This window comes from Brevibacterium casei CIP 102111, assembly GCF_900169275.1.
Classification (GTDB): domain Bacteria; phylum Actinomycetota; class Actinomycetes; order Actinomycetales; family Brevibacteriaceae; genus Brevibacterium; species Brevibacterium casei.
This window is the reverse complement of the sequence record NZ_FXZC01000003.1, coordinates 71,551-92,881: the sequence shown is the minus strand read 5'-3', so window position 1 is coordinate 92,881 and position 21,331 is coordinate 71,551. Positions and strand designations below refer to the sequence as shown.

The window sequence follows — 21,331 nt, the reverse complement described above, 5'->3', positions numbered from 1 at the left end:
CTGCCCAAGGATAGTCCGACGACCAGGGCGCATCCCTAGAATGGGTCCGTGTCGTCACCCCGTCTCCTCCTCCTGCTCCTCGTCCTCACCGTCGTCACCCTGCCCTGGGCGCTCTTCACCGCCCGTGCCGATCTGAGCTTCGGCCCCCATGAGGCGCAGTACCGCGTCACCGCCGATTCGCGGCTCACCCTCGACTTCGGGCCGCTGGGCACCCTCCTCGTCCCTGCCGGGGACTATCTGCCGCTCGGACTGGGGGTGAGCGTCGACATCGGGGAGATCCCCGTCTCCGGTGCCGCCGAGGACACGACCTCGGCCTCCGGCGGTGCCGCCGACAGCGGCGGAGGGACGATCGACGCCCTCGGTGGGGACATCGCCTCCTATGCCTCGCTCTTCTCCGCCCCGCAGGTCCAGATCGACCTCATCGTCGAGGGCCTGACGCGGGAGATCCTCATCCGCTGGGCGCTCGCGGTGTGTCTGCTCTCGGGAGCCGTCGTCGGCGGCATCCACCTGCTCGGGCCGGCACGGATCGCCGCGCTGCGGCAGGGACTGGCGAGCCGGGAGCTCACGGCGATCGGCGCGGTCGTCGTCCTTCTCCTGTCCGGGGTGAGCGCCGTCGCACTCACCCGTCCGGAACCGCTGCGGCCGGACCCGGCGTTCGCGGGGACCCCGCTGGCCGGATCGCAGGTGACCGGCCGCCTCGGCGGGATCATCGACCAGGCGTTCACCGCGGTCAGGGACTTCTCCGAGGACAACGACGCCTTCTACGACGCCGTCCTCGCCGGCCTTCGCGGAGCGTGGAGCGAACGCCCCCTCAGCGGCGACTGGACCTCGCAGGGCATGGTGCCCCCGCCGGCAGGGAAGGCCGGCGTCTCGACCTTCGTGCTCAGCTCCGACGTCCACTGCAACATCGGCATGGCTCGCGTGGTCGGTGCGGTCACCCGGCTGAGCGGGGCCGACGCACTCATCGACGCCGGCGATGTGACGATGACGGGGACCTCGGCCGAGAACTACTGCATCGACGTCCTCGGGAACGAACTGCCCGAGGGACTGCCGCGGATGTTCGTCAAGGGCAACCACGACTCGCAGGAGACCGCCCGCCATGCCCGGCGCAGCGGGTGGACGGTCCTCGATGACTCCACGGCGGAGCTCGCGGGCGTGCGCTTCTTCGGCGGTCCCGATCCTCGCCGGACGGTGTTCGGCTCCGGACCCCAGCTCGAGACCGAGCTGAGCGCCGACGAATACGCGGCCCGGCTGCGCGACGAGGCGTGCACGGCCGACTTCGACGTCATGCTCGTCCACGACCCCAGGATCGTCCAACCGGCCCTCGACTCCGGGTGCGCGGACTACGCCCTGAGCGGACACTGGCACCGCACCGTCGGACCCGAGGCCTTTGGTCGGGGAGTGCGATACGTGAGTTCGACGACAGGCGGAGCGCTCGCGAACGCGCTCACCCCGGGTCCCTTGAAGATGGATGCCACGGTGAGCATCATCCGCGTCGACAACCGGACGAAGAGACCCATCGACCTCCAGATCATCACTGTCTCCCCAGGTGAGGAGGTCAGCATCGGTCCGTGGGTGCGTTTCCCCGAGCCGCAGCCCCTCGTCGCCGACCCCGTCGAACCGAGTGAGTAGGGGGCCACGGCACACGCGGACTGCGCTCGGTTCGACGGATCGCGGTGGGAGACGGTATGCTCGTTTCTCGTGGTTGGACACCCCCTCAGCTGGGGGAGTCGAATCGAAGGGGTGTGGCGCAATTGGTAGCGCAACGGTCTCCAAAACCGTAGGTTGCAGGTTCGAGTCCTGTCACCCCTGCGCAGTCGAAGCCTGCCGCGGCGATCACCGCCGGACAGAGCGCAGACTGACTGGCTGAGGCAGTTGAGCAGTCCCAAAGGATTCCGACCGAGTGAGGATGTGTGAGCGACACACCGGCAAAGAAGACAGGAAACGCGTCTGAGAACGCCTCCCGTCGCAAGCAGCTCGGATTCTTCGGACGGATCATCCAGTTCCTCCGCGAAGTCGTGGCGGAGCTGAAGAAGGTCGTCACCCCGACCCGCAAGCAGCTGGTCAACTACACACTCGTCGTGCTGGGGTTCATCCTCGTCATGATGGTCATCGTCACGGTCCTCGACCTCGTGTTCGGCAAGCTCGTCGGATTCGTCTTCGGCGGAACTCCGCTCTGGCCACTGTGGTGAGTCGCCCCGTGCGGCGATAACCTGGATACAAACAGCACATCCTTCGGACACGCAAGCCGTCCGACTACACGCGAAGCGAGGAATTGATCGGTGTCGGATACCAGTTCACCCGAACAGGACGCCCCTGAGACTGAGGTCGACGCGCCTGAGACCGAGACGGTCGAGGAGTCGACGACCGAGGCGACCGCCGACGTCGACGCGACCGCTGCCGATGAGGCACCGGCCGAGGACTCCGCCGCTGACGATTCCGCCGAGTCCGGCGACGACGTCGACCCCGCCGAGGAGTTCAAGGCCGAGCTGCGGATGCAGGAGGGCGACTGGTACGTCATCCACTCCTACGCCGGCTACGAGAACCGCGTGAAGCAGAACCTCGAGAACCGCGCCGTGAGCCTCAACCTCGAGGACTTCATCTTCGAGTCGCAGGTCCCCATGGAGGACGTCGTCGAGATCAAGAACGGTCAGCGCAAGCAGGTCCGCCGCGTGCGCGTGCCCGGCTACGTGCTCGTCCGGATGGAGCTCACCGACGAGTCGTGGGGCGCCGTGCGCCACACCCCGGGCGTGACCGGCTTCGTCGGCAACGCCTACGACCCGGTCCCGCTCTCGATCGACGAGGTCTTCACGATGCTCGCTCCCGTCTTCGAGGAGCGCCAGGCCGAAGCCGCCGCCGCTGAGGGCGTGGCTGCCGAGGCTGCGGCGAAGTCCGCCCCCATCACCGAGGTGGAGTTCGAGGTCGGCGAATCCGTCCTCGTCAAGGAGGGCTCGTTCGAAGGCCACCCCGCCACGATCCAGGAGATCCGCCCGGACTCCCAGAAGCTCACCGTGCTGCTGTCGATCTTCGAGCGCGACGTTCCCGTCGAGCTCGGCTTCGACCAGGTCTCGAAGCTCTGACCCGACCAGCGCACACCATCGCAGGGGCCCGGTTCCGACCGGGCCCCTGACGCGTTCTTCCACCCTGTGTTCCCGCTCACGACCATTTGCCCGAAGCCGGGCGAGCGTGGAATGATGGTGTGGTTTGATTGTCGGCCCTGTATCGGCAGGCCGGCATCGGATGATGCGCCGCGTTCTCTCGGCGCATGGACACTCTCAAGATTAAGGACCGCACATGCCTCCCAAGAAAAAGGTAGCCGGCCTCGTCAAGCTCCAGATTCAGGCAGGCGCCGCCAACCCGGCGCCTCCGATCGGTCCGGCGCTTGCCCAGCACGGCGTCAACATCATGGAATTCACGAAGGCGTACAACGCTGCGACTGAATCCCAGCGCGGGAACATCGTTCCCGTCGAGATCACGGTCTACGAAGACCGTTCGTTCACCTTCGTCCTCAAGACCCCGCCGGCCGCGGAACTCATCAAGAAGGCCGCCGGCGTGAAGTCGGGTTCGGCGACCCCGCACACCGTCAAGGTCGCGCACCTCAGCGCCGACCAGGTCCGCGAGATCTCCACGACGAAGATGCCCGATCTCAACGCCAACGACCTCGACATGGCCGATCGCATCATCGCGGGCACCGCTCGTTCGATGGGCATCACCACCGACATCGAGGTCTGAGACCAGACATCCCACTGTGGCAGGGCGGACGCAGCCCCGACCACGACTGCAAGGAGAGAAGCAGATGGCAAAGCGCTCGAAGGCCTACCAGGCCGCGGCTGAGAAGATCGCCGCAGATGTGAAGTACGAACCGGCTCAGGCGATCGACCTGGCCAAGGAGACCTCGGTGGCGAAGTACGACGCCACCGTCGAGGTCGCCCTCCGCCTCGGGGTCGACCCCCGCAAGGCAGATCAGATGGTGCGCGGCACCGTCAACCTCCCGCACGGCACCGGCAAGACCGCCCGGGTCCTGGTGTTCGCCGCCGGCGACCGTGCAGAGGCAGCCCGCGAAGCAGGTGCCGACTACGTCGGTTCCGATGACCTGCTGGAGAAGGTGGCCGACGGCTTCACCGACTTCGACGCAGCGGTTGCGACCCCCGACATGATGGGCAAGGTCGGACGTCTGGGCAAGGTGCTCGGTCCCCGCGGCCTCATGCCGAACCCGAAGACCGGCACGGTGACCATGGACGTCGCCAAGGCCGTGTCCGACATCAAGGGCGGAAAGATCGAATTCCGCGTCGACAAGCACTCGAACCTCCACTTCATCATCGGCAAGGCCTCGTTCTCCGAGCAGGCCCTGCAGGAGAACTTCGATGCTGCGATCGAGGAGATCCTCCGCCTCAAGCCGTCCTCCTCGAAGGGCCGCTACATCACGAAGGCGACGATCACGACCTCGAACGGTCCCGGTATCCCGGTCGACGCAGCCGCGCTGCGCGCCTGATTCCGACCGTGGAGTGATCCGCGCCTGAAGGGCGGGAAGTGAGTCTCTCACTTCCCGCCCTTCGTCGCATCTGCGCCTCTTCGCTTCCCACGGGTCCTCACGTGCGCTGGTGACCTTGCTCACGTTCGTCGCAGCCGATAGATTGGGATGACCCCAGTGACCTGCATGACGACCGCCGACGGAGGTGGAGCGGACTGCGATGAGCACGACACCGCTGCTGCACGACGACTATCAGCTCATCGTGCGTCGGGCCCACAGTCACCTCGCCGCTCCCAACCCTGAGCGGCGCGGCGTCCCCGGGGTGCGATCGACGGTCCTCGAGTCCTGGACCCGTTCCCTCGATCGACTCCGCGACCCGTCCGGCGTCCGTGCCCGGGTGGCCTATGAGGACGCTCAGCTCGCCGAGGTGCGCCGCCGTCATCCCTTCCACTCGATCATGCCGCTGCTGCGCTCCCACCTCATCGAACCGGCCACCGGCGCGGGCCTCCTCGTCGCCCTCGGCGATGAGCAGGGATGTCTGCTCTGGGTCGAGGGGGAGCGGTCCGTGCGCGAGCGTGCCGAGTCGATGGGCTTCGTCCCCGGCTCCGACTGGTCCGAGGATGCGATGGGCACCTCGGCACCGGGTCTCGCCCTCCAGTCCCGTTCGGCCGTCCAGATCAGCCAGGCCGAGCACTTCGCCAGCGACGTCCACGCGTGGAGCTGCAGCGCGGTGCCCGTCACCCATCCCGGCACCGGCGAGGTCATCGGCATCATCGACGTCACCGGGGGAGACGATGCCGTGTCCTCGATCGTCCTGCCCCTGCTCGGCTCGACCGCTCAGGCTGCCGCCAGAGGACTCTCCCGCCTCTACCGGTCCGATGCCGCCGAGGCGGGGGACCGGGACTCCGCCGCCCGCGTCCGCCTCGCGGTCAGCGGTTCGGCTCCCGCCCTGACCGGGCCCGACGGCGCGCGCATCGAACTCTCGAAGCGCCACGCCGAACTCCTCCTCCTGCTCCACCGCAGCCCTGCCGGGCTGACCAATGCCGAACTCGCCGATCGGCTCTGGCCGACCGGAGGCAGCGACGTCACCGTGCGCGCGGAGATCGCGCGCCTGCGCAAGACGATCGCCGCCCTCAGCGACCTCGAGGTGGCCGGACGGCCCTACCGCCTGGTCGGCGATCTCGACAGCGACGTCGACACCGCCCATCGGGCCTTGGGCCAGGGCGACGTCGAGACCGCACTCGAGGCCTACCGCGGCCGGGTGCTTCCCGAATCCGACGCCCCCGGGGTGCGGGAGATCAGCGGCGAGCTCGAGGCGCTGCTGCGCGAGACCCTGCTCCAGGACGGGACCTGGCAGCAGCTGTGGCGCTTCGCCAGGCTGCCGGAGAACCAGTCCGACACCGAGGTGCTCATGGCCGTCCTCCGGCTCGCCCCGCCCGACGCCCCCGAGCGCACCGCCGCACTCGTCCGTCTCGAGGCGCTCGGCAGCTGAGGTCCCGCCTCGGCGATGCAACGCTCATGCAACGTTGCCCTCTGTAGCGTGATCGTCAATCGGGGATCACTCCCGAGGACATCGCAGCAAAGGAGTTGCCATGACGGTATACGCACGGCCGGGCGAAGACGGCTCTCTCGTCACCTTCAAGCCCCGCTACGAGAACTACATCGGCGGGGAGTGGGTGCCGCCGACGAACGGAAACTACTTCGACAATCCCACGCCCGTGACCGGCCAGCCCTTCACCGAGGTGCCCGCGAGCACTGCCGAGGACATCGAACTCGCCCTCGACGCCGCCCACGCCGCGGCCCCCGCATGGGGGAAGACCTCGCCGACGGAGCGGGCGAACATCCTCCTCCAGGTCGCCGACCGCATGGCGGAGAACCTCGAGATGCTCGCGGTCGCCGAGACCTGGGACAACGGCAAGGCCGTCCGCGAGACCCTCAACGCCGACCTGCCGCTGGCCGTCGACCATTTCCGGTACTTCGCCGCGGCGATCCGCACCCAGGAGGGCGGGCTCTCCCAGCTCGACGAGCAGACCGTGGCGTATCACTTCCATGAGCCGCTCGGCGTCGTCGGACAGATCATCCCCTGGAACTTCCCGATCCTCATGGCCGTGTGGAAGCTCGCTCCGGCCCTCGCCGCCGGCAACGCGGTCGTTCTCAAGCCCGCCGAGCAGACCCCGGCCTCGATCCTCGTCCTCATGGAGCTCGTCGGCGATCTGCTGCCGCCCGGCGTCGTCAACGTCGTCAACGGCTTCGGGCTTGAGGCGGGCAAACCGTTGGCCTCGAACAAGCGCATCCGCAAGATCGCGTTCACCGGTGAGACCACGACGGGCCGGCTCATCATGCAGTACGCCTCGCAGAACATCATCCCGGTCACCCTCGAGCTCGGCGGCAAGAGCCCGAACATCTTCTTCGATGATGTCATGGCCAAGGACGACGCCTATTGGAACAAGGCGCAGGAGGGCTTCACGATGTTCGCCCTCAACCAGGGCGAAGTCTGCACGTGCCCGTCGAGGGCGCTCATCCAGGAGGGCATCGCCGCGGACTTCCTCGAATCCGTCGTCGCCCGCACTGAGAAGATCGTCCAGGGCAACCCGCTCGACACCGACACGATGATGGGTGCGCAGGCCTCGAACGATCAGCTCGAGAAGATCGTCTCCTACCTCGACATCGGCAAGCAGGAGGGCGCCGAGGTCCTCATCGGCGGCGAACGGGCCGAACTCGACGGGGACCTCTCCGGCGGCTACTACGTGCAGCCGACCATCTTCAAGGGCGACAACGGGATGCGCATCTTCCAGGAGGAGATCTTCGGCCCCGTCGTCTCGGTGACGACGTTCACCGACTACGACGACGCGATGCGCATCGCCAACGACACCCTCTACGGCCTCGGCGCCGGTGTGTGGAGCAGGGACGGCAACACCGCGTACCACGCCGGCCGCGACATCCAGGCCGGTCGCGTGTGGGTGAACAACTACCATGCGTATCCCGCGCACGCGGCGTTCGGCGGCTACAAGGCCTCGGGCATCGGACGCGAGAACCACAAGATGATGCTCGACCACTACCAGCAGACGAAGAACCTCCTCGTCAGCTACTCCGACGAGGCCCTCGGCTTCTTCTGAGCCGACCTCCCGCCGGTCCTGCGCGCCGGACCCCAGCGCGCAGGACCGTCACGGCCGACCGCCTCGGCGGTCCTCCGTATTCCCCTCCACCCAGTGCATCCGCCCCATCGCAGCCACTCCCACCTCGGCGAACGCCGCCCCTCCAAGCGAAACCCCGGAACCACCCCATCACAACGAAGGAGTCGATGATGTCGGCAATGAAAGCAGCAGTCGTAGAAGGATTCGGCGAGGACCTCGTCGTCGGGGACAACCCGATTCCGGAGCCGGGTCCGGGTCAGGCCCTGGTCAGGCTTATCGCCTCGGGCGTGTGCCATACCGACCTCCACGCCGCCCACGGGGACTGGCCCGTCAAGCCGAAGGTGCCCCTCATCCCCGGCCACGAAGGCGTCGGCATCGTCGAGAAGGTCGGCGAAGGGGTCACCGAGGTCGAGGTCGGCCAGATGGTCGGCAACGCCTGGCTGTGGGCGGCCTGCGGAGTCTGCGAGCACTGTCGGCAGGGCTGGGAGACGCTCTGCGAATCCCAGGTCAACGGCGGTTACGGCGTCGACGGGTCGTTCGGGGAGTACATGCTCGTCGACGAGAAGTTCGCCGCCGTCATCCCCGACGGCGCCGACCCCTATGAGATCGCCCCCGTCCTCTGCGCCGGAGTGACCGTCTACAAGGGACTCAAACGCACCGAGGTCAAACCCGGACAGTGGGTCGTCATCTCCGGCATCGGCGGGCTCGGGCACATCGCCGTCCAGTACGCGGTGGCCATGGGCATGCGCGTCGTCGCCGTCGACGTCGCCGACGACAAGCTCGCCCTGGCGAAGAAGCACGGGGCGGAGATCACCGTCAACGCCTTCGCCGAGGACCCGGCCGAGGTCATCCAGGAGAAGATCGGCGGCAGCCACGGCGTGCTCGTCACCGCCGTCCACCCGGCAGCGTTCGGGCAGGCGATCGGCATGACCCGCCGAGGCGGCACGATCGTCTTCAACGGCCTGCCCCCGGGCGACTTCCCGGCCCCGATCTTCGACATCGTCCTCAAGGGCCTGACGATTCGCGGATCGATCGTCGGCACCCGCCAGGACATGGTCGAGGCCCTCGAGTTCTACGCAGCCGGCAAGATCCACCCGACCTACTCCAAGCGCCCCCTCGAGGACATCAACGCCGTCTTCGATGAGATGCTCCACGCGAAGATCGACGGTCGCGTCGTCATCGAGTTCTGACCCGCCGAGGCGGTGCCCGCTTCCGCCCACACCGACCGAGGACCGTGCCGTCGTCCGCTGCGAACGCCGGCACGGTCCTCCCATGTGTGTCAGGGAAGGGTCATGTCAGGGCGGCATGCGACCATGACTCCATGTTCGAGTCATTCACCGCGGAGACCTTTGGGACCGGCGACGCTGAGATCTATGTCCGCCATGGTGGGGATGGCCCGGCCGTCGTCCTCCTCCACGGTCACCCGCGTACCGGGTCGACGTGGTACGCCGTTGCGCCGGCTCTCGTCCGTGCCGGCTTCACGGTGGTCGTCCCGGACCTCAGAGGCTATGGGCGATCGCGCGGACCGCGCCCGGCGCCGGATCATCGGCCGCATTCCAAACGTGCCTCAGCTGGAGACATCGCGACGGTCATGACCGCCCTCGGCCACGAGCGCTTCAGCATCGTCGGTCACGACCGGGGCAGCTACGTGGGTCTGCGGCTCGCTCTCGACTGCCCCGAACGGACGCAGGCGGCCGTCCTGATCGACTGTGTGCCGATCAGTGAGCACCTGCGACGGGCGGATGCGAAGTTCGCCGCGCAATGGTGGCACTGGTTCTTCTTCGCACAGCCCGAGGTGCCAGAGCGCGTGATCAACGCCGATCCGGATGCCTGGTATTCCGGCGACCCCGCTGTGATGGGGGAGGAGAACTTCGCGGAGTTCCGCCGAGCGACCCGCGATCCCGAGGTGGTCACGGCGATGCTCGAGGACTATCGAGCGGGACTCACCGTTGATCGGGCTGACGAGGAGGCGGACAGAGCCGCCGGCAGACGCCTGCGGATGCCGGTGCAGATCCTCTGGTCGCGCCGCGACGACCTCGAAGACCTCTACGGCGATCCGTTGGAGATCTGGCGTGAGTGGGCCGATTGCCTCACGGGGCATTCGATCGATTCCGGTCACCACGTGGCTGAGGAGGCTCCCGGTGAGCTCGTCGAATCTCTCGTTCCTTTTCTGCGTTCGCATACCGCATGAGGACTTAGGTGATGTGACCAGTGTCTCCGGGGGAGCGACGGCTCCCGATTGGACTGAGCGCGGGGGGACTGGCTAAGCTGGAGACACCGAAGACCGTCGGTCTCTGTGGGAATGCATGAATCCGCCATCGGATCCCTGTGCCCGCAGACGAAGACTCCGCAAGGAGTGACCCTCGCAGGTGAGCCAGAGATCCTTCAGTGAGAACCTCGTTCTCAGCCTCGAAGCGTTTCGCGCGTACCTGCGTGGAGCGCTTTTTTCGTTGTCGGGACGCAGACCGGCGCCTGTACGAAAGGAATACCATGGCGAGGCCAGACAAGGCAGCCGCAGTCGAGGAGCTCAAGCAGCAGTTTGAGAACTCCGACGCTGTATTGCTGACCGAGTACCGCGGTCTCACCGTCGCGCAGATGAAAGAGCTGCGCGTCTCTCTTGGTGAGAACGTCAGCTACGCCGTGGTAAAGAATACGCTGACCAAGATTGCAGCCAAGGAAGCCGGCGTGACCGGTCTCGATGAGCTCCTCAACGGGCCCACCGCGATCGCGTTCGTCAACGGCGAACCGCCTGAGGCTGCCAAGGCTCTGCGTAACTTTGCCAAGGCGAATTCTCAGCTCGTCGTCAAGGGTGGCTACTTCGACGGTGCCGCCCTCAGCGCTGAGAATGTCAACCAGCTCGCCGACCTCGAATCCCGCGAAGTGCTGCTTGCGAAGGCAGCCGGTGCCATGAAGGCAAGCCTCCACCAGGCGGCTTACCTCTTCACCGCTCCGCTGGTCAAGGCCGCGCGCACTGTCGATGCCCTCCGCGAGAAGCAGGACTCCGCTCCTGCCGAAGACGCCTGAGCATCACCCCATCAACCCGGTCACCGCAGGTGACCACCACAGGAAGGATTGGCCACCATGGCTAAGCTCACTGCAGACGAGCTCATCGAAGCTTTCAAGGAGCTCACCCTCATCGAGCTCTCCGACTTCGTCAAGAAGTTCGAAGAGGAATTCGACGTCGAGGCCGCTGCCCCGGCCGCTGTCGCCGTTGCCGCTCCGGCAGCCGGTGGCGGAGAAGCCGCCGCTGAAGAGAAGACCGAGTTCGACGTCATCCTCGAATCGGCCGGCGACAAGAAGGTCCCCGTCATCAAGGAAGTCCGTGGACTCACCTCGCTCGGACTGAAGGAAGCCAAGGACCTCGTCGACGGCGCCCCCAAGGCCGTCCTCGAAGGCGCTTCGAAGGAAGACGCCGAGAAGGCCAAGGAGACCCTCGAGGCTGCCGGCGCGACCGTCACCCTCAAGTGATCACCTTCGCGGCAGCCTGACTGACCGCAGAGGCACGAGCCCCGCAGCCGATCCGGCTGTGGGGCTCGCGTCGTCCCAGCGCCCTGTCCGGGCGGCAGGTGGCAGATCCGCACCATGGCTGTGACAACAGGTGTGAGCGCCCACCGTAGAGTTGGAACCATGACGACGACCGACCGCCTGCTCGGACAGCTGCGGGACCGCATCAGAGGGGCCTGGGACACCGGCCCGCTCTGGGTCGACCCCACGCTCGCCCCCGGTCTCACCGACAGGCAGCGGAGCGCGGTCGAGACGGCGACCGAGAACGCTGCCCGATCCGGACTCCCCGTCTTCGTCGCCGTGACTCCGGAGATCTGGATCGGCTACCACGACCAGTGGGACGCGTTCACCGCCGACCTCGCCTTCGAGATGTTCGACCGGACGGGAGAGGACCAGGCTCTCGTCCTCTTCACCGAGGCCGAGACCTCCGCCCGCAGCCGGTCCTACCTCGTCGATGGGAACGGTCCGAGCGTGCCGCCGAACTCCCAGGTCCTGCAGCGCTCGTCAAGCGACGACTTCCTCCCCATCGAGCTCGCCGTCGACTACCACCTCCGCGTCCTCGTCGCCGCCGCGACAGGGGAACCGGCACCGCCGCTGCCCGACTTCGACCCGGTCGACGTCGGCGAGTCACGGGGGGACTACATCGAGGCGACCGGCCTCGACCTCGGCAACCCCGACGGCATCGTCTTCGGCGTCTCCACCCTCGCCGCCCTCGGGCTCACCGCGTGGGTGCTCACCCGGAAGACGCGGTACCGGTGGAAGTCGGAGCTGACGACCGAACCGGAGCTCGTCCGCCGTCACCGCCTCGTCCCCGAGGTCACGCGGGCGCTCGAGCCCTTCCCGGAGCCCACCTCCGCCGACGAGGAGGGCTGGGCGATCCGCGACCGCGGGCTGCGCGTGCAGCGGGCCATCGACGCGGTCACCGATGCCCACCCCGACTGGGCGTCCTCTCCCGACCACTCCCACCGCCAGGCGATCTGGGCCCTCGTGCGCACCGACAGGGCGCTGCGGGCGATGAACGGCCTCGGCCGCCGAGCGGCATCGGCCGAGACCGCCGCGCCCGAGTTCTGCTACTTCTTCCCCGCGCATACGAAGCCCGTGGAGAGCATCGCGTGGAAGCAGTCGGGGACTGTGCTCACCATCGATGCCTGTCAGACGTGCATCGCCGACCTCGACGCCGGACACGACCCCGTCTGCCTTATGGTGCCGAAGGACCCGACTATCCTCACCTCCCGACCCGTGCCCTACTTCCGGCGCGACGACGCCTACGCGCTCTCCGGGTTCGGCAGCTTCACCCCGCTCGAGGACGCCATCCTCGACGACGGCGTGCCCGGTGCCGAACGCCCAGTCCGGACGGGGAGGCGGTCATGACACGCTCCGGTGCCTCCCGCACTGCCCTCCTCATCCGCATCGCGATCGCCGCCGTCGTCTTCTCCGCGGTCACCGCCGGGGCGATCGTCTGGAGCGTCTCCCTCTTCGACGACGCGAAGGACGAGCGCATCGAGCGGGCGAACAGCGACGACATCCGCGTCGACTCGATCTACTCCGACCGCATCGAGTCCCGCGTCGACGCCGACTACGACCGGACCCGCTACCGCACGATCGCCGAGGACCTCGCCTCCGACCCGATCTACGTCGACGCGTACCAGGCGTGGGCGGTCACCGACCCCGAACTCGACACCCTGCGCGACGAACTCGACGGGTCCGAGGTCCCCGTCTACGTCGCGTTCATGACGCTGTCCGATCTCGACGACGCCGACGGTGAGGGGAAGCTCGTCGCCGCCCGCATCGCCCGGGAGCTGCCGGAGGAGAAGGCGACTGTGCTCGTCGTCGGCAGCACCAGTGAGGACGTCGCGGACAAGGGCATCGAACGAAGGATCGTCGACTACCCCCGGCCGGCCGCGGATTCCACCCCGCCCGGCAGGGCGCTGGACTGGGTGCGGGTGCTCAAGCAGACCGAGGTCGACGAACCCTACGCCGAGCTCGAGTACGTCGACGAGCGCAGCGATGAGCAGCGACCCGAGGAGCTCGCCTACCCTGCGGTGTCCGCGATCACCTCTGTCGGCTTCGGCCTCGTCCTCGGCGTGCCCGCCGCGATTCTCCTCGTGTGGGTCGTGCGCAGGGTCCGCAGTCGGAAGGGTGCGCCCGTGCGGTCGGGACCGACCGGAGGGAGGCGCCGATGACCGCGACCGGAGAGCAGATCGCCGAGGCGCTGGGGGCCGATCCGTTCTGGATCGACCCGGCCGTCGCCGACCGGCTCAACCCCGCCCTGATGGAGAAGGCGACGACGACGGTCGAGGGTCTCGACTTCCCCGTCTACGTCATCGCCGTCGACGCCCCGAGCGTTGATCGCGAGCTGCTCCAGCAGGTCAAGGTCGCCCACGGCGGCGAGGGGGCCTTCGTCATGATCAACGGCACCGACGGTCTCATCGCCGACCAGACGTTTGCGGACACGGACCAGAAGATCGAGGTCATGGACCAGTACACGAACGCCATGGGGGAGTGGAACGTCTCGACCCCGTCGACGACGAAGCTCAACATCCTCCTCGGCTACTACGCCGATCCGCAGGAGCGCACCGAGGCGCAGGCGGGCACGGGGCAGGAGGTGCCCGGCAGCGAAGTCGTCGTAGACAGCGGTTCGGGATCACTCGCCCCGCTCCTCCTCGGCGGCTCCATCCTCGTCCTCGCCCTCGTCATCGCCGGTGTCTGGCTGTTGCGCCGTCGCCGGCAGGGCGCGGCCTACCGACTGCCCTCGCGGCTCCTCGACCGCGTCGACACCCTCCAGCGCGACTCGCTGCGGGATTCGATCAGCGACGACACGACGGCATTGGCCGAGTCGATCGACCGCCTCCACACCGCGGACCTGCCCGCCGCCGATGCCGACCGCGTCGAGCGGGCCCTCGACGCCTACCAGATCGCCCGCCGCATCGTCGACGACACGAGCTCGTCGCGGATCGACCTCGCCGGGGCCATGGTCCTCATCCGCCAGGCGGGCAGGGAGATCGCCGAGGCGCAGCGCGGTGGCCGGAGGAGGCGCGGTCGCACGGGCAGCCTTCCGGAGAGCCTGTGCACGGTCAACCCGCTCCACGGTGAGGCGCAGTCGACCTCCCGGGTCGACGCCGACGGGCAGAGCATCCGCGTGCCCGTGTGCCGGATGTGCGCAGAGGACCTCGCCGCCGGGCGCGAACTGCAGTGGATCTTCGACGGCGACAGGCCCTACGTCGAGGCCCGGAGCATCTGGGCGCGCACACTTTTCGGTGCGATCGGCGGCGACCTCGTCACCGCGCTCCACCGCGAACGACCAGAGTTCGACCGCGAGGCCTGACCAGACCGGCTCCATCTGCTGAGAGTCACCGGCGTCCAGCGGCCGTGTCCAGGACGCTGAGTGTCGATTCTGGGCCGGCAGATCGACACTGAGCGTCCAAAAGTCGAGGCCCCGAGTGGCCGGCTCACTCCATCGGCAACGTCAGCTCCCGCGGGATCGTGCGGTCGCGGTCACCGGGCATGGCACGGGAGGGCAGGGTCACCTCGGCGTCGGGCCCGTGCTCATGCTCCTGCGCGTCCTCCCACACGTCCTCGCTGTCGGCACCGAAACCCCCGGTCGACAGGTCGGTGTCCGGTCTCTGCCCGGGCACGGACGCGAGCCGGAAGCCGTCGATGTCCTCGAGCTGTCGTTCGACGAACGCCCGATCGACAGGAACCCCGTGCCCGGGGACGAAGACCTCGGCCCCGGGGAGAGCGAGCAGCGCGTGGAGGCTCTCGACCCAATGGCTCAGGGACGCGTCGGCACCGGCCTGCGGGGCGGAGCCCTCCTCGACGAGGTCCCCGGTGAAGACGATCCCGGCCTCGGGGAGGCTGACGATGACATCGGCCGTGGAATGTCCGCCGAGCACAGAGAGTTCGACGGGGAAGTCGCCGAGGTCGACCACCGTGGGCTCCGCACCCGCCTCGGCGATGGGGGTGACCTCGACGAGGAGGTCGCCGGGATCCTCCGGCAGGCTCGCGGCGAAGTCCGCGGTGTCGGGATTGGTCCGCAGGGCGTCGAGGGAGATCCACGTGCTCGCGGCCTGATCGGCGGCGAAGGCGGGGGAGGCGAAGACGCGGTCGATGCCGGCGGCGACGAGGGCGGCGGCTCCGAGGTGGTGGTCCCAGTGGTCGTGGGTGATGACGAGATCGATGGGGGTGACGATCTCATTGGCAGCGCGGCTGAGCTCCTGTGCGCGCTCGACGAGGCGGGCGGCCGTGTCCGGCCCGGGACTCGAGTCGACGATGAGGGTGCGGTCGGCGCCGGTGATGATCCCGGAGTTGACGGCGGCCGGGTCGAACGTGAGCACGGTGATGGTCGTCATGGCCCCAGTGTACGGGCGGGCACCGGCCCGAATCCGGTCTCGACGGCCTCGCCGTCGTCTGCGGTTAGACTCGCTCTCGGAGCGCTTCGCACCGCGGCGGGCGCAGGCACGCGAGGACAAGGAGATCGATGGAGATCACGCACATCCCGGCAGGCTCGCTCACCGAGTCCGAGATCGAGGACACCGTCGCCGAGGTGGTCGCCTTCGATCGCGTCGTCAACTCAGCCTCCGGCCTCGGCCCCGACTTCGACCCCCGCCCCGGAGAGGTGCGCCGGACGTTGCGGAGGACGAACGACTATCTCACGCACGCGCTGTGGCTCGGCCGCCTCGGCGCGGACATCGTCGCCAAGGGCATCGCCTACCTCAGCCTCAAGGACAACGAGGATGCCGCCGAGATCCACGTCGCAGTCCACCCCGAGCACCGCCGGCAGGGACTCGGCACCGAGCTGCTCGCGGCTATGGAGGAGCAGCTGGCCGGCGACGGACGGACGAGGTTGACGAGCTTCGGTGAGTCCCCGGCCGCGGTCGTCGACGCCGATCCGCGGATCGCGCGAGTCGCCGCGGCCTCGGGGACGGGGGCGCTGCCCTCGACCCTGCCGGAGGTCGCCTTCGCCCGCACCCACGGGTACTCTCTGCGGCAGCTCGAACGGTGCTCGGTCGTGCGGATCCGCGAGGCCGGGGGAGGGCTGGGTGCGGAGGACGAGGGCGACGACGGCTACACGATCCTCACGTGGGCCGGACCCACCCCCGAGGAGCACCTCGAGGCGCTCGCCCTCCTCCACCGGAGGATGTCGACGGACACGCCCGGGGCCGCCGACCTCGAGGAGGAGGAGTTCTGGGATGCCGACCGGGTGCGTGCGAACGACGCCGACCGGGAGGCATCCGGCAAACGGATGATGACGGCGCTGGCGATGAAGGGCGACGAGGTAGCCGGCTACACTCAGGCCGCCCACTTCGCCGACCGCCCCGAGGTCGGCGACCAGGGTGGGACTCTCGTCATCCGCGAGCACCGCGGGCACCGCCTCGGCGCGAGGCTCAAGAGGGCCAACCACGCGGCGCTGCTGCAGGAGTCGGCGGTCGAGCGGGTCTACACGTGGAATGCGGCGGAGAACACGTGGATGCTCGCGATCAACGACCTCGCCGGATTCGAGACGTTCGCGTGGACGAGCGTGTGGAAGAAGGTGCTGCCCACGGGCGCCACGGCGGGGGAGTGAGGCCGTCACCAGCCGAGCGCGATGACAAGGACGGCCACCGTGAGCACCGCCCCGGTCGGCACCATCGTCGCGCGTTCGGTCCGGCTGCCGGAGACTGCGTTGGCCACCGTGCTCAGGGCGAGCACGCCGACGAGCACCCATGTCGCGACGATGACGACGGTGGAGTCCCGGCCGGGCAGCACCCCCGTGCGGCTGAGCAGCAGGGCGGCGAAGACCGCGTAGGCGGCGAGGGTCGCGAGACTCGAGAGCCGCAGCCGGGTCGGCAGCACGCGTTCTCGCCCGCCCCAGAGCAGACTGCCGACGGGCAGCCCCGCCGCCCCGAGGATCTGGAGGGCGGCGAGGGCGGCGAGCAGCACCAGGGCGATGATCAGGGCGAGGGTCACGACTGCTCCAGGTCGTCGAGCCACTGCACTGCCAGGGCGTGGGAGCGCAGCCCGTAGTCGAGGGTGGCCCTCTCGAAGCGATGGTTCTCCCGCGCGGCATCCGGTACCTCGGCGGCATCGAGGTCAGCGGCGAGGGCTGTCAGCGCAGACGCATCGGCGTCGAGTCGCGAGCGGATCTCCGCGAGGCATGCCGCGCGCTCGGTCTCCGGCAGCCGGCCGAGCAGGTAGACCTTCGCGAGCATGGTCTGCTCCGGATTCGACCCGGTGGGTGGTTCGCCCATCCATTCCCGCCAGCGTGTCCGCCCTGCGGCCGTGAGCGAGTAGAGCCGGCGCCCGCGCGCCGAATCGGGAACGTCGTCGACCGTGACCCAACCGCTGTCGCGAGCACGGTCGAGGGCCCGCTGGATGCTGCCGAAGCTCGCGGCGTAGAACAGCGAGATCCCGCGGGAGAACCTTCGGTGAAGGTCGTAGAGGGTGCGCGGTCCGTCGTGGAGGAGTCCGAGAAGGAGGAACACCATGACCTGAATATACCCTTGAGGGATATCGATGTCACGGGTGGGAGACGGGGTTCGGAGACGGACCTTGCGGGACTTGACCGAATGCTATAAGCTTGATATTTGCGTTGCTGTGCCTGTGGCGTGCCTTCATATAGCGGGGGGCAGGCCAGTTCCACTCCAGTGAACCACGTCGTCGCCCGGTGTCGAAACCGACACACGGATCGGCAGCCGGTCGGGGTGGGGTGGCAACGCGTCAATTGGTGAAGCACTCGGAAGGATCCCATTGGCCGCCGCCAACGATAACACCAGGACCGCTAATCCCCCCAAGAGAATCTCGTTCGCGAAGATCCGCGAACCGCTCGAGGTTCCCGACCTGCTCGGACTCCAGACCGACAGCTTCGACTGGCTCATCGGATCGGAAGCGTGGCAGGACCGCGTCGCCGAGGCCATCGAAATCGGAGACGACTCCGTCGCGACCACCTCCGGTCTCGAGGACATCTTCGAAGAGATCTCGCCGATCGAGGACTTCGGCGGATCGATGTCGCTGTCGTTCCGTGAGCACAGGTTCGAAGCTCCCAAGTACTCGATCGACGAGTGCAAGGAACGCGACATGACCTACTCGGCGCCGCTCTACGTCACCGCCGAGTTCATGAACAACAACACCGGCGAGATCAAGTCCCAGACCGTCTTCATGGGCGACTTCCCGCTCATGACCGACAAGGGCACGTTCATCGTCAACGGCACCGAGCGCGTCGTCGTCTCGCAGCTGGTCCGTTCGCCGGGCGCCTACTTCGAGTCGAGCGTCGACAAGACCACGGACAAGGACATCTTCTCCGCGAAGATCATTCCCTCCCGCGGTGCATGGCTCGAGTTCGAGGTCGACAAGCGCGACCAGGTCGGCGTCCGCCTCGACCGCAAGCGCAAGCAGTCGGTCACCGTGCTGCTCAAGGCCCTCGGCTGGACCGAGTCGAAGATCCTCGAGGAGTTCGGCGAGTTCGAGTCGATCCGCGAGACCCTGGCGAAGGACACCGTCTCCACGCAGGAGGAGGCGCTGCTCGACATCTACAAGAAGCTGCGTCCCGCCGAGCCCGCGACCGCCGAGGCTGCGCGCAACCTGCTCAACAACCTCTACTTCAACCCCAAGCGCTACGACCTGGCCAAGGTCGGCCGCTACAAGGTCAACCGGAAGCTCGGCGTCGATGCCCCGCTGTCGGACTCGGTGCTCTCTGTCGACGACATCGCCGCGACCATCCGCTACCTCGTCTCCCTCCACGCCGGAGTCGAGACGACGAAGGGTGAGCGCGACGGCGAGGAGATCGAGGTGCGCGTCAAGCTCGACGACATCGATCACTTCGGCAACCGCCGCATCCGCGCCGTCGGCGAGCTCATCGAGAACCAGGTCCGCACGGGCCTCTCCCGCATGGAGCGCGTCGTGCGCGAGCGCATGACCACCCAGGACGTCGAGGCGATCACGCCGCAGACGCTCATCAACATCCGTCCCGTCGTCGCCGCGATCAAGGAGTTCTTCGGAACCTCGCAGCTGTCGCAGTTCATGGATCAGAACAACCCGCTCGCGGGTCTGACCCACAAGCGCCGCCTCTCGGCGCTGGGACCCGGCGGCCTCTCGCGCGACCGTGCGGCGATGGAGGTCCGAGACGTCCACCCGTCGCACTACGGCCGCATGTGCCCGATCGAGACCCCCGAGGGTCCGAACATCGGTCTCATCGGTTCGCTCGCCTCCTACGCCCGGATCAACCCGTTCGGCTTCATCGAGACCCCGTACCGCAAGGTCGTCGACGGCGTCGTCACGGACGAGACCGAGTACCTCACCGCCGATGACGAGCTCGACTACAACATCGCGCAGGCGAACGCCCCGCTGACCGACGATCAGCGCTTCGCCGAGGAAGAGGTCCTCGCCCGTCCGAAGGGCGGCGGCGGCGAAGCCGAGCTGGTGCTCCGCGACCAGATCGACTTCATGGACGTCTCCGCACGTCAGATGGTGTCCGTCGCCTCGGCGCTCATCCCGTTCCTCGAGCACGACGACGCGAACCGCGCCCTCATGGGTGCGAACATGCAGCGTCAGGCTGTGCCGCTGGTCATGTCCGAGGCCCCCGTTGTGGGCACCGGCATGGAGTACCGTGCGGCCGTCGACGCCGGCGACGTCATCGTCGCGGAGAAGGCGGGCGTCGTCACCGAGGTCTCGGCTGACTTCGTCACGGTCCTCGCCGACGACGGCACGATGCAGACCTACCGGGCCGCGAAGTTCAAGCGCTCGAACCACGGCACGTCCTACAACCAGCGCATCATCGTCGACGAGGGAGACCGCGTCGAGGCCGGTGCTGTGCTCGCCGACGGACCGTCGACGGAGAACGGCGAGATGGCTCTCGGCAAGAACCTCCTCGTCGCGTTCATGTCGTGGGAGGGCTACAACTTCGAGGATGCGATCATCCTCTCGCAGCGTCTCGTCCAGGACGACGTCCTCTCCTCGATCCACATCGAGGAGCACGAGGTCGACGCCCGCGACACGAAGCTCGGTGCCGAGGAGATCACCCGGGACATCCCGAACATCTCGCCCGACGCCCTGGCCGACCTCGACGATCGCGGCATCATCCGCATCGGCGCCGAGGTCACTGACGGCGACATCCTCGTCGGCAAGGTCACCCCGAAGGGTGAGACCGAGCTGACCCCGGAGGAGCGTCTGCTCCGGGCGATCTTCGGTGAGAAGTCCCGTGAGGTCCGCGACACCTCGCTGCGCGTGCCCCACGGCGAGATCGGCACCGTCATCGGCGTGCGCGTCTTCGACCGTGAGGACGACGACGAGCTCTCGCCGGGCGTCAACCAGATGGTCCGCGTCTACGTCGCCCAGCGACGCAAGATCACGATCGGTGACAAGATGGCCGGCCGTCACGGCAACAAGGGCGTCATCTCGACGATCCTGCCGGTCGAGGACATGCCGTTCCTCGCCGACGGAACCCCCGTCGACGTCATCCTCAACCCGCACGGTGTGCCCCGTCGTATGAACATCGGCCAGGTCTTCGAGATCCACCTCGGTTGGATCTCGAAGCAGGGCTGGAAGATCGAGGGCAACCCCGAGTGGGCCGAGGAGCTTCCGCAGCTCGCCCGCGAAGCCGAGGCCGGCACGAACCTGGCCACCCCGGTCTTCGACGGTGCCCACGAGCAGGAGCTGCGCGGACTGCTCGACGCCACGACCCCGAACCGCGACGGAGACCGACTCATCGACTCCTCGGGCAAGGCCCAGCTGTTCGACGGTCGCTCCGGTGAGCCGTTCCCGTACCCGATCTCGGTCGGCTACATGTACATGCTCAAGCTCCACCACCTCGTCGACGACAAGATCCACGCGCGGTCGACCGGCCCGTACTCGATGATCACCCAGCAGCCGCTCGGTGGTAAGGCGCAGTTCGGCGGTCAGCGCTTCGGTGAGATGGAAGTCTGGGCCCTCGAGGCCTACGGCGCTGCGTACACGCTCCAGGAGCTGCTGACGATCAAGTCCGATGACATCCCGGGCCGCGTCAAGGTCTACGAAGCCATCGTCAAGGGTGAGAACCTGCCCGACCCGGGAATCCCCGAGTCGTTCAAGGTCCTCATCAAGGAGATGCAGTCCCTGTGCCTCAACGTCGAAGTCCTGTCTTCCGACGGCGGCCAGGTCGAGATGCGCGACTCGGAGGACGAGGTCTACCGCGCAGCCGAAGAGCTCGGCATCGACCTGTCCTACCGCGAAGCCCAGACCGTCGAAGAAGTCTGAGCACTTCCACTCCAAC

19 protein-coding genes and 1 tRNA gene are annotated in these 21,331 nt (G+C 67.8%); 17 read left to right on the top strand and 3 right to left on the bottom strand.

The annotated features are described in order from the left end of the window. The first annotated feature begins 48 nt into the window (after positions 1–48). The 15 genes from BC102111_RS07385 (at position 49) to BC102111_RS07315 (ending at position 14,434) form a co-directional block, all read left to right on the top strand. Positions 49–1,632, top strand: coding sequence for a metallophosphoesterase family protein (locus BC102111_RS07385; RefSeq protein WP_101623930.1), 1,584 nt, complete (start codon positions 49–51; stop codon positions 1,630–1,632). Between the two features lie 107 nt (positions 1,633–1,739). Continuing rightward, positions 1,740–1,812, top strand: a tRNA-Trp gene (locus BC102111_RS07380). A 101-nt stretch (positions 1,813–1,913) separates the two neighbouring features. Beyond that, the gene (gene secE, locus BC102111_RS07375) at positions 1,914–2,192 is read left to right on the top strand and encodes a preprotein translocase subunit SecE (protein ID WP_009379120.1); all 279 of its coding nucleotides are present in this window, start codon (positions 1,914–1,916) and stop codon (positions 2,190–2,192) included. Positions 2,193–2,282: 90 nt separating this feature from the next. Next, positions 2,283–3,080, top strand: coding sequence for a transcription termination/antitermination protein NusG (gene nusG / locus BC102111_RS07370; protein WP_009379122.1), 798 nt, complete (start codon positions 2,283–2,285; stop codon positions 3,078–3,080). A gap of 214 nt (positions 3,081–3,294) precedes the next feature. Then, positions 3,295–3,732 carry a 50S ribosomal protein L11 gene (gene rplK / locus BC102111_RS07365; protein WP_009379129.1) on the top strand — a complete coding sequence of 146 codons (438 nt, stop codon included), beginning with the start codon at positions 3,295–3,297 and terminating at the stop codon, positions 3,730–3,732. Between the two features lie 64 nt (positions 3,733–3,796). Next, positions 3,797–4,492 (top strand): 50S ribosomal protein L1, encoded by a 696-nt coding sequence (rplA, locus tag BC102111_RS07360; protein WP_009379130.1) that lies wholly within the window; start codon positions 3,797–3,799, stop codon positions 4,490–4,492. A 199-nt stretch (positions 4,493–4,691) separates the two neighbouring features. Continuing rightward, a complete protein-coding gene (locus BC102111_RS07355) occupies positions 4,692–5,963 on the top strand; it encodes a helix-turn-helix domain-containing protein (protein ID WP_101623929.1) in 1,272 nt (423 codons plus the stop codon). Positions 5,964–6,063: 100 nt separating this feature from the next. Next, positions 6,064–7,587 (top strand): acetaldehyde dehydrogenase ExaC, encoded by a 1,524-nt coding sequence (gene exaC / locus BC102111_RS07350; protein ID WP_063249184.1) that lies wholly within the window; start codon positions 6,064–6,066, stop codon positions 7,585–7,587. Positions 7,588–7,775: 188 nt separating this feature from the next. Beyond that, positions 7,776–8,795: an alcohol dehydrogenase AdhP gene (gene adhP / locus BC102111_RS07345; protein WP_101623928.1), complete on the top strand. Its 1,020-nt coding sequence runs from the start codon at positions 7,776–7,778 to the stop codon at positions 8,793–8,795. A 131-nt stretch (positions 8,796–8,926) separates the two neighbouring features. Then, positions 8,927–9,796, top strand: a complete 870-nt coding sequence (locus tag BC102111_RS07340; RefSeq protein WP_101623927.1) for an alpha/beta fold hydrolase — start codon at positions 8,927–8,929, stop codon at positions 9,794–9,796. 299 nt (positions 9,797–10,095) lie between these two features. Next, positions 10,096–10,629 (top strand): 50S ribosomal protein L10, encoded by a 534-nt coding sequence (gene rplJ / locus BC102111_RS07335; RefSeq protein ID WP_009379140.1) that lies wholly within the window; start codon positions 10,096–10,098, stop codon positions 10,627–10,629. 57 nt (positions 10,630–10,686) lie between these two features. Further along, positions 10,687–11,073 carry a 50S ribosomal protein L7/L12 gene (gene rplL, locus BC102111_RS07330; protein ID WP_009379144.1) on the top strand — a complete coding sequence of 129 codons (387 nt, stop codon included), beginning with the start codon at positions 10,687–10,689 and terminating at the stop codon, positions 11,071–11,073. Positions 11,074–11,232: 159 nt separating this feature from the next. Further along, complete coding sequence (locus BC102111_RS07325) at positions 11,233–12,480, top strand: hypothetical protein (protein WP_101623926.1); 1,248 nt, start codon at positions 11,233–11,235, stop codon at positions 12,478–12,480. Then, positions 12,477–13,292: a hypothetical protein gene (locus BC102111_RS07320; protein ID WP_101623925.1), complete on the top strand. Its 816-nt coding sequence runs from the start codon at positions 12,477–12,479 to the stop codon at positions 13,290–13,292. Before BC102111_RS07325 ends, BC102111_RS07320 begins: the two co-directional genes overlap by 4 nt. Next, a complete protein-coding gene (locus tag BC102111_RS07315) occupies positions 13,289–14,434 on the top strand; it encodes a hypothetical protein (protein WP_009379150.1) in 1,146 nt (381 codons plus the stop codon). The genes BC102111_RS07320 and BC102111_RS07315 overlap by 4 nt, the downstream gene beginning before the upstream one ends. A 124-nt stretch (positions 14,435–14,558) precedes the next feature. Here the strand turns inward: BC102111_RS07315 and BC102111_RS07310 are convergent, their stop codons facing one another. Further along, on the bottom strand, positions 14,559–15,458 hold the full coding sequence (locus BC102111_RS07310; protein WP_009379152.1) for an MBL fold metallo-hydrolase: 900 nt from the start codon (positions 15,456–15,458) through the stop codon (positions 14,559–14,561). 128 nt (positions 15,459–15,586) lie between these two features. Between BC102111_RS07310 and BC102111_RS07305 the strand changes: the two genes are divergently transcribed. Further along, the gene (locus BC102111_RS07305; RefSeq protein ID WP_009379155.1) at positions 15,587–16,672 is read left to right on the top strand and encodes a GNAT family N-acetyltransferase; all 1,086 of its coding nucleotides are present in this window, start codon (positions 15,587–15,589) and stop codon (positions 16,670–16,672) included. Between the two features lie 5 nt (positions 16,673–16,677). Here BC102111_RS07305 and BC102111_RS07300 read toward each other — a convergent pair whose 3' ends face one another. Together BC102111_RS07300 and BC102111_RS07295 are read right to left on the bottom strand one after the other, a co-directional pair. Next, complete coding sequence (locus BC102111_RS07300; protein ID WP_009379156.1) at positions 16,678–17,055, bottom strand: hypothetical protein; 378 nt, start codon at positions 17,053–17,055, stop codon at positions 16,678–16,680. After that, positions 17,052–17,573 (bottom strand): PadR family transcriptional regulator, encoded by a 522-nt coding sequence (locus BC102111_RS07295; protein WP_009379159.1) that lies wholly within the window; start codon positions 17,571–17,573, stop codon positions 17,052–17,054. The genes BC102111_RS07300 and BC102111_RS07295 overlap by 4 nt, the downstream gene beginning before the upstream one ends. A 262-nt stretch (positions 17,574–17,835) precedes the next feature. On the opposite strand from BC102111_RS07295, the gene rpoB reads away from it, so the two are divergent. Then, positions 17,836–21,315, top strand: a complete 3,480-nt coding sequence (gene rpoB, locus BC102111_RS07290) for a DNA-directed RNA polymerase subunit beta (protein ID WP_009379160.1) — start codon at positions 17,836–17,838, stop codon at positions 21,313–21,315. Positions 21,316–21,331: the final 16 nt, after the last annotated feature.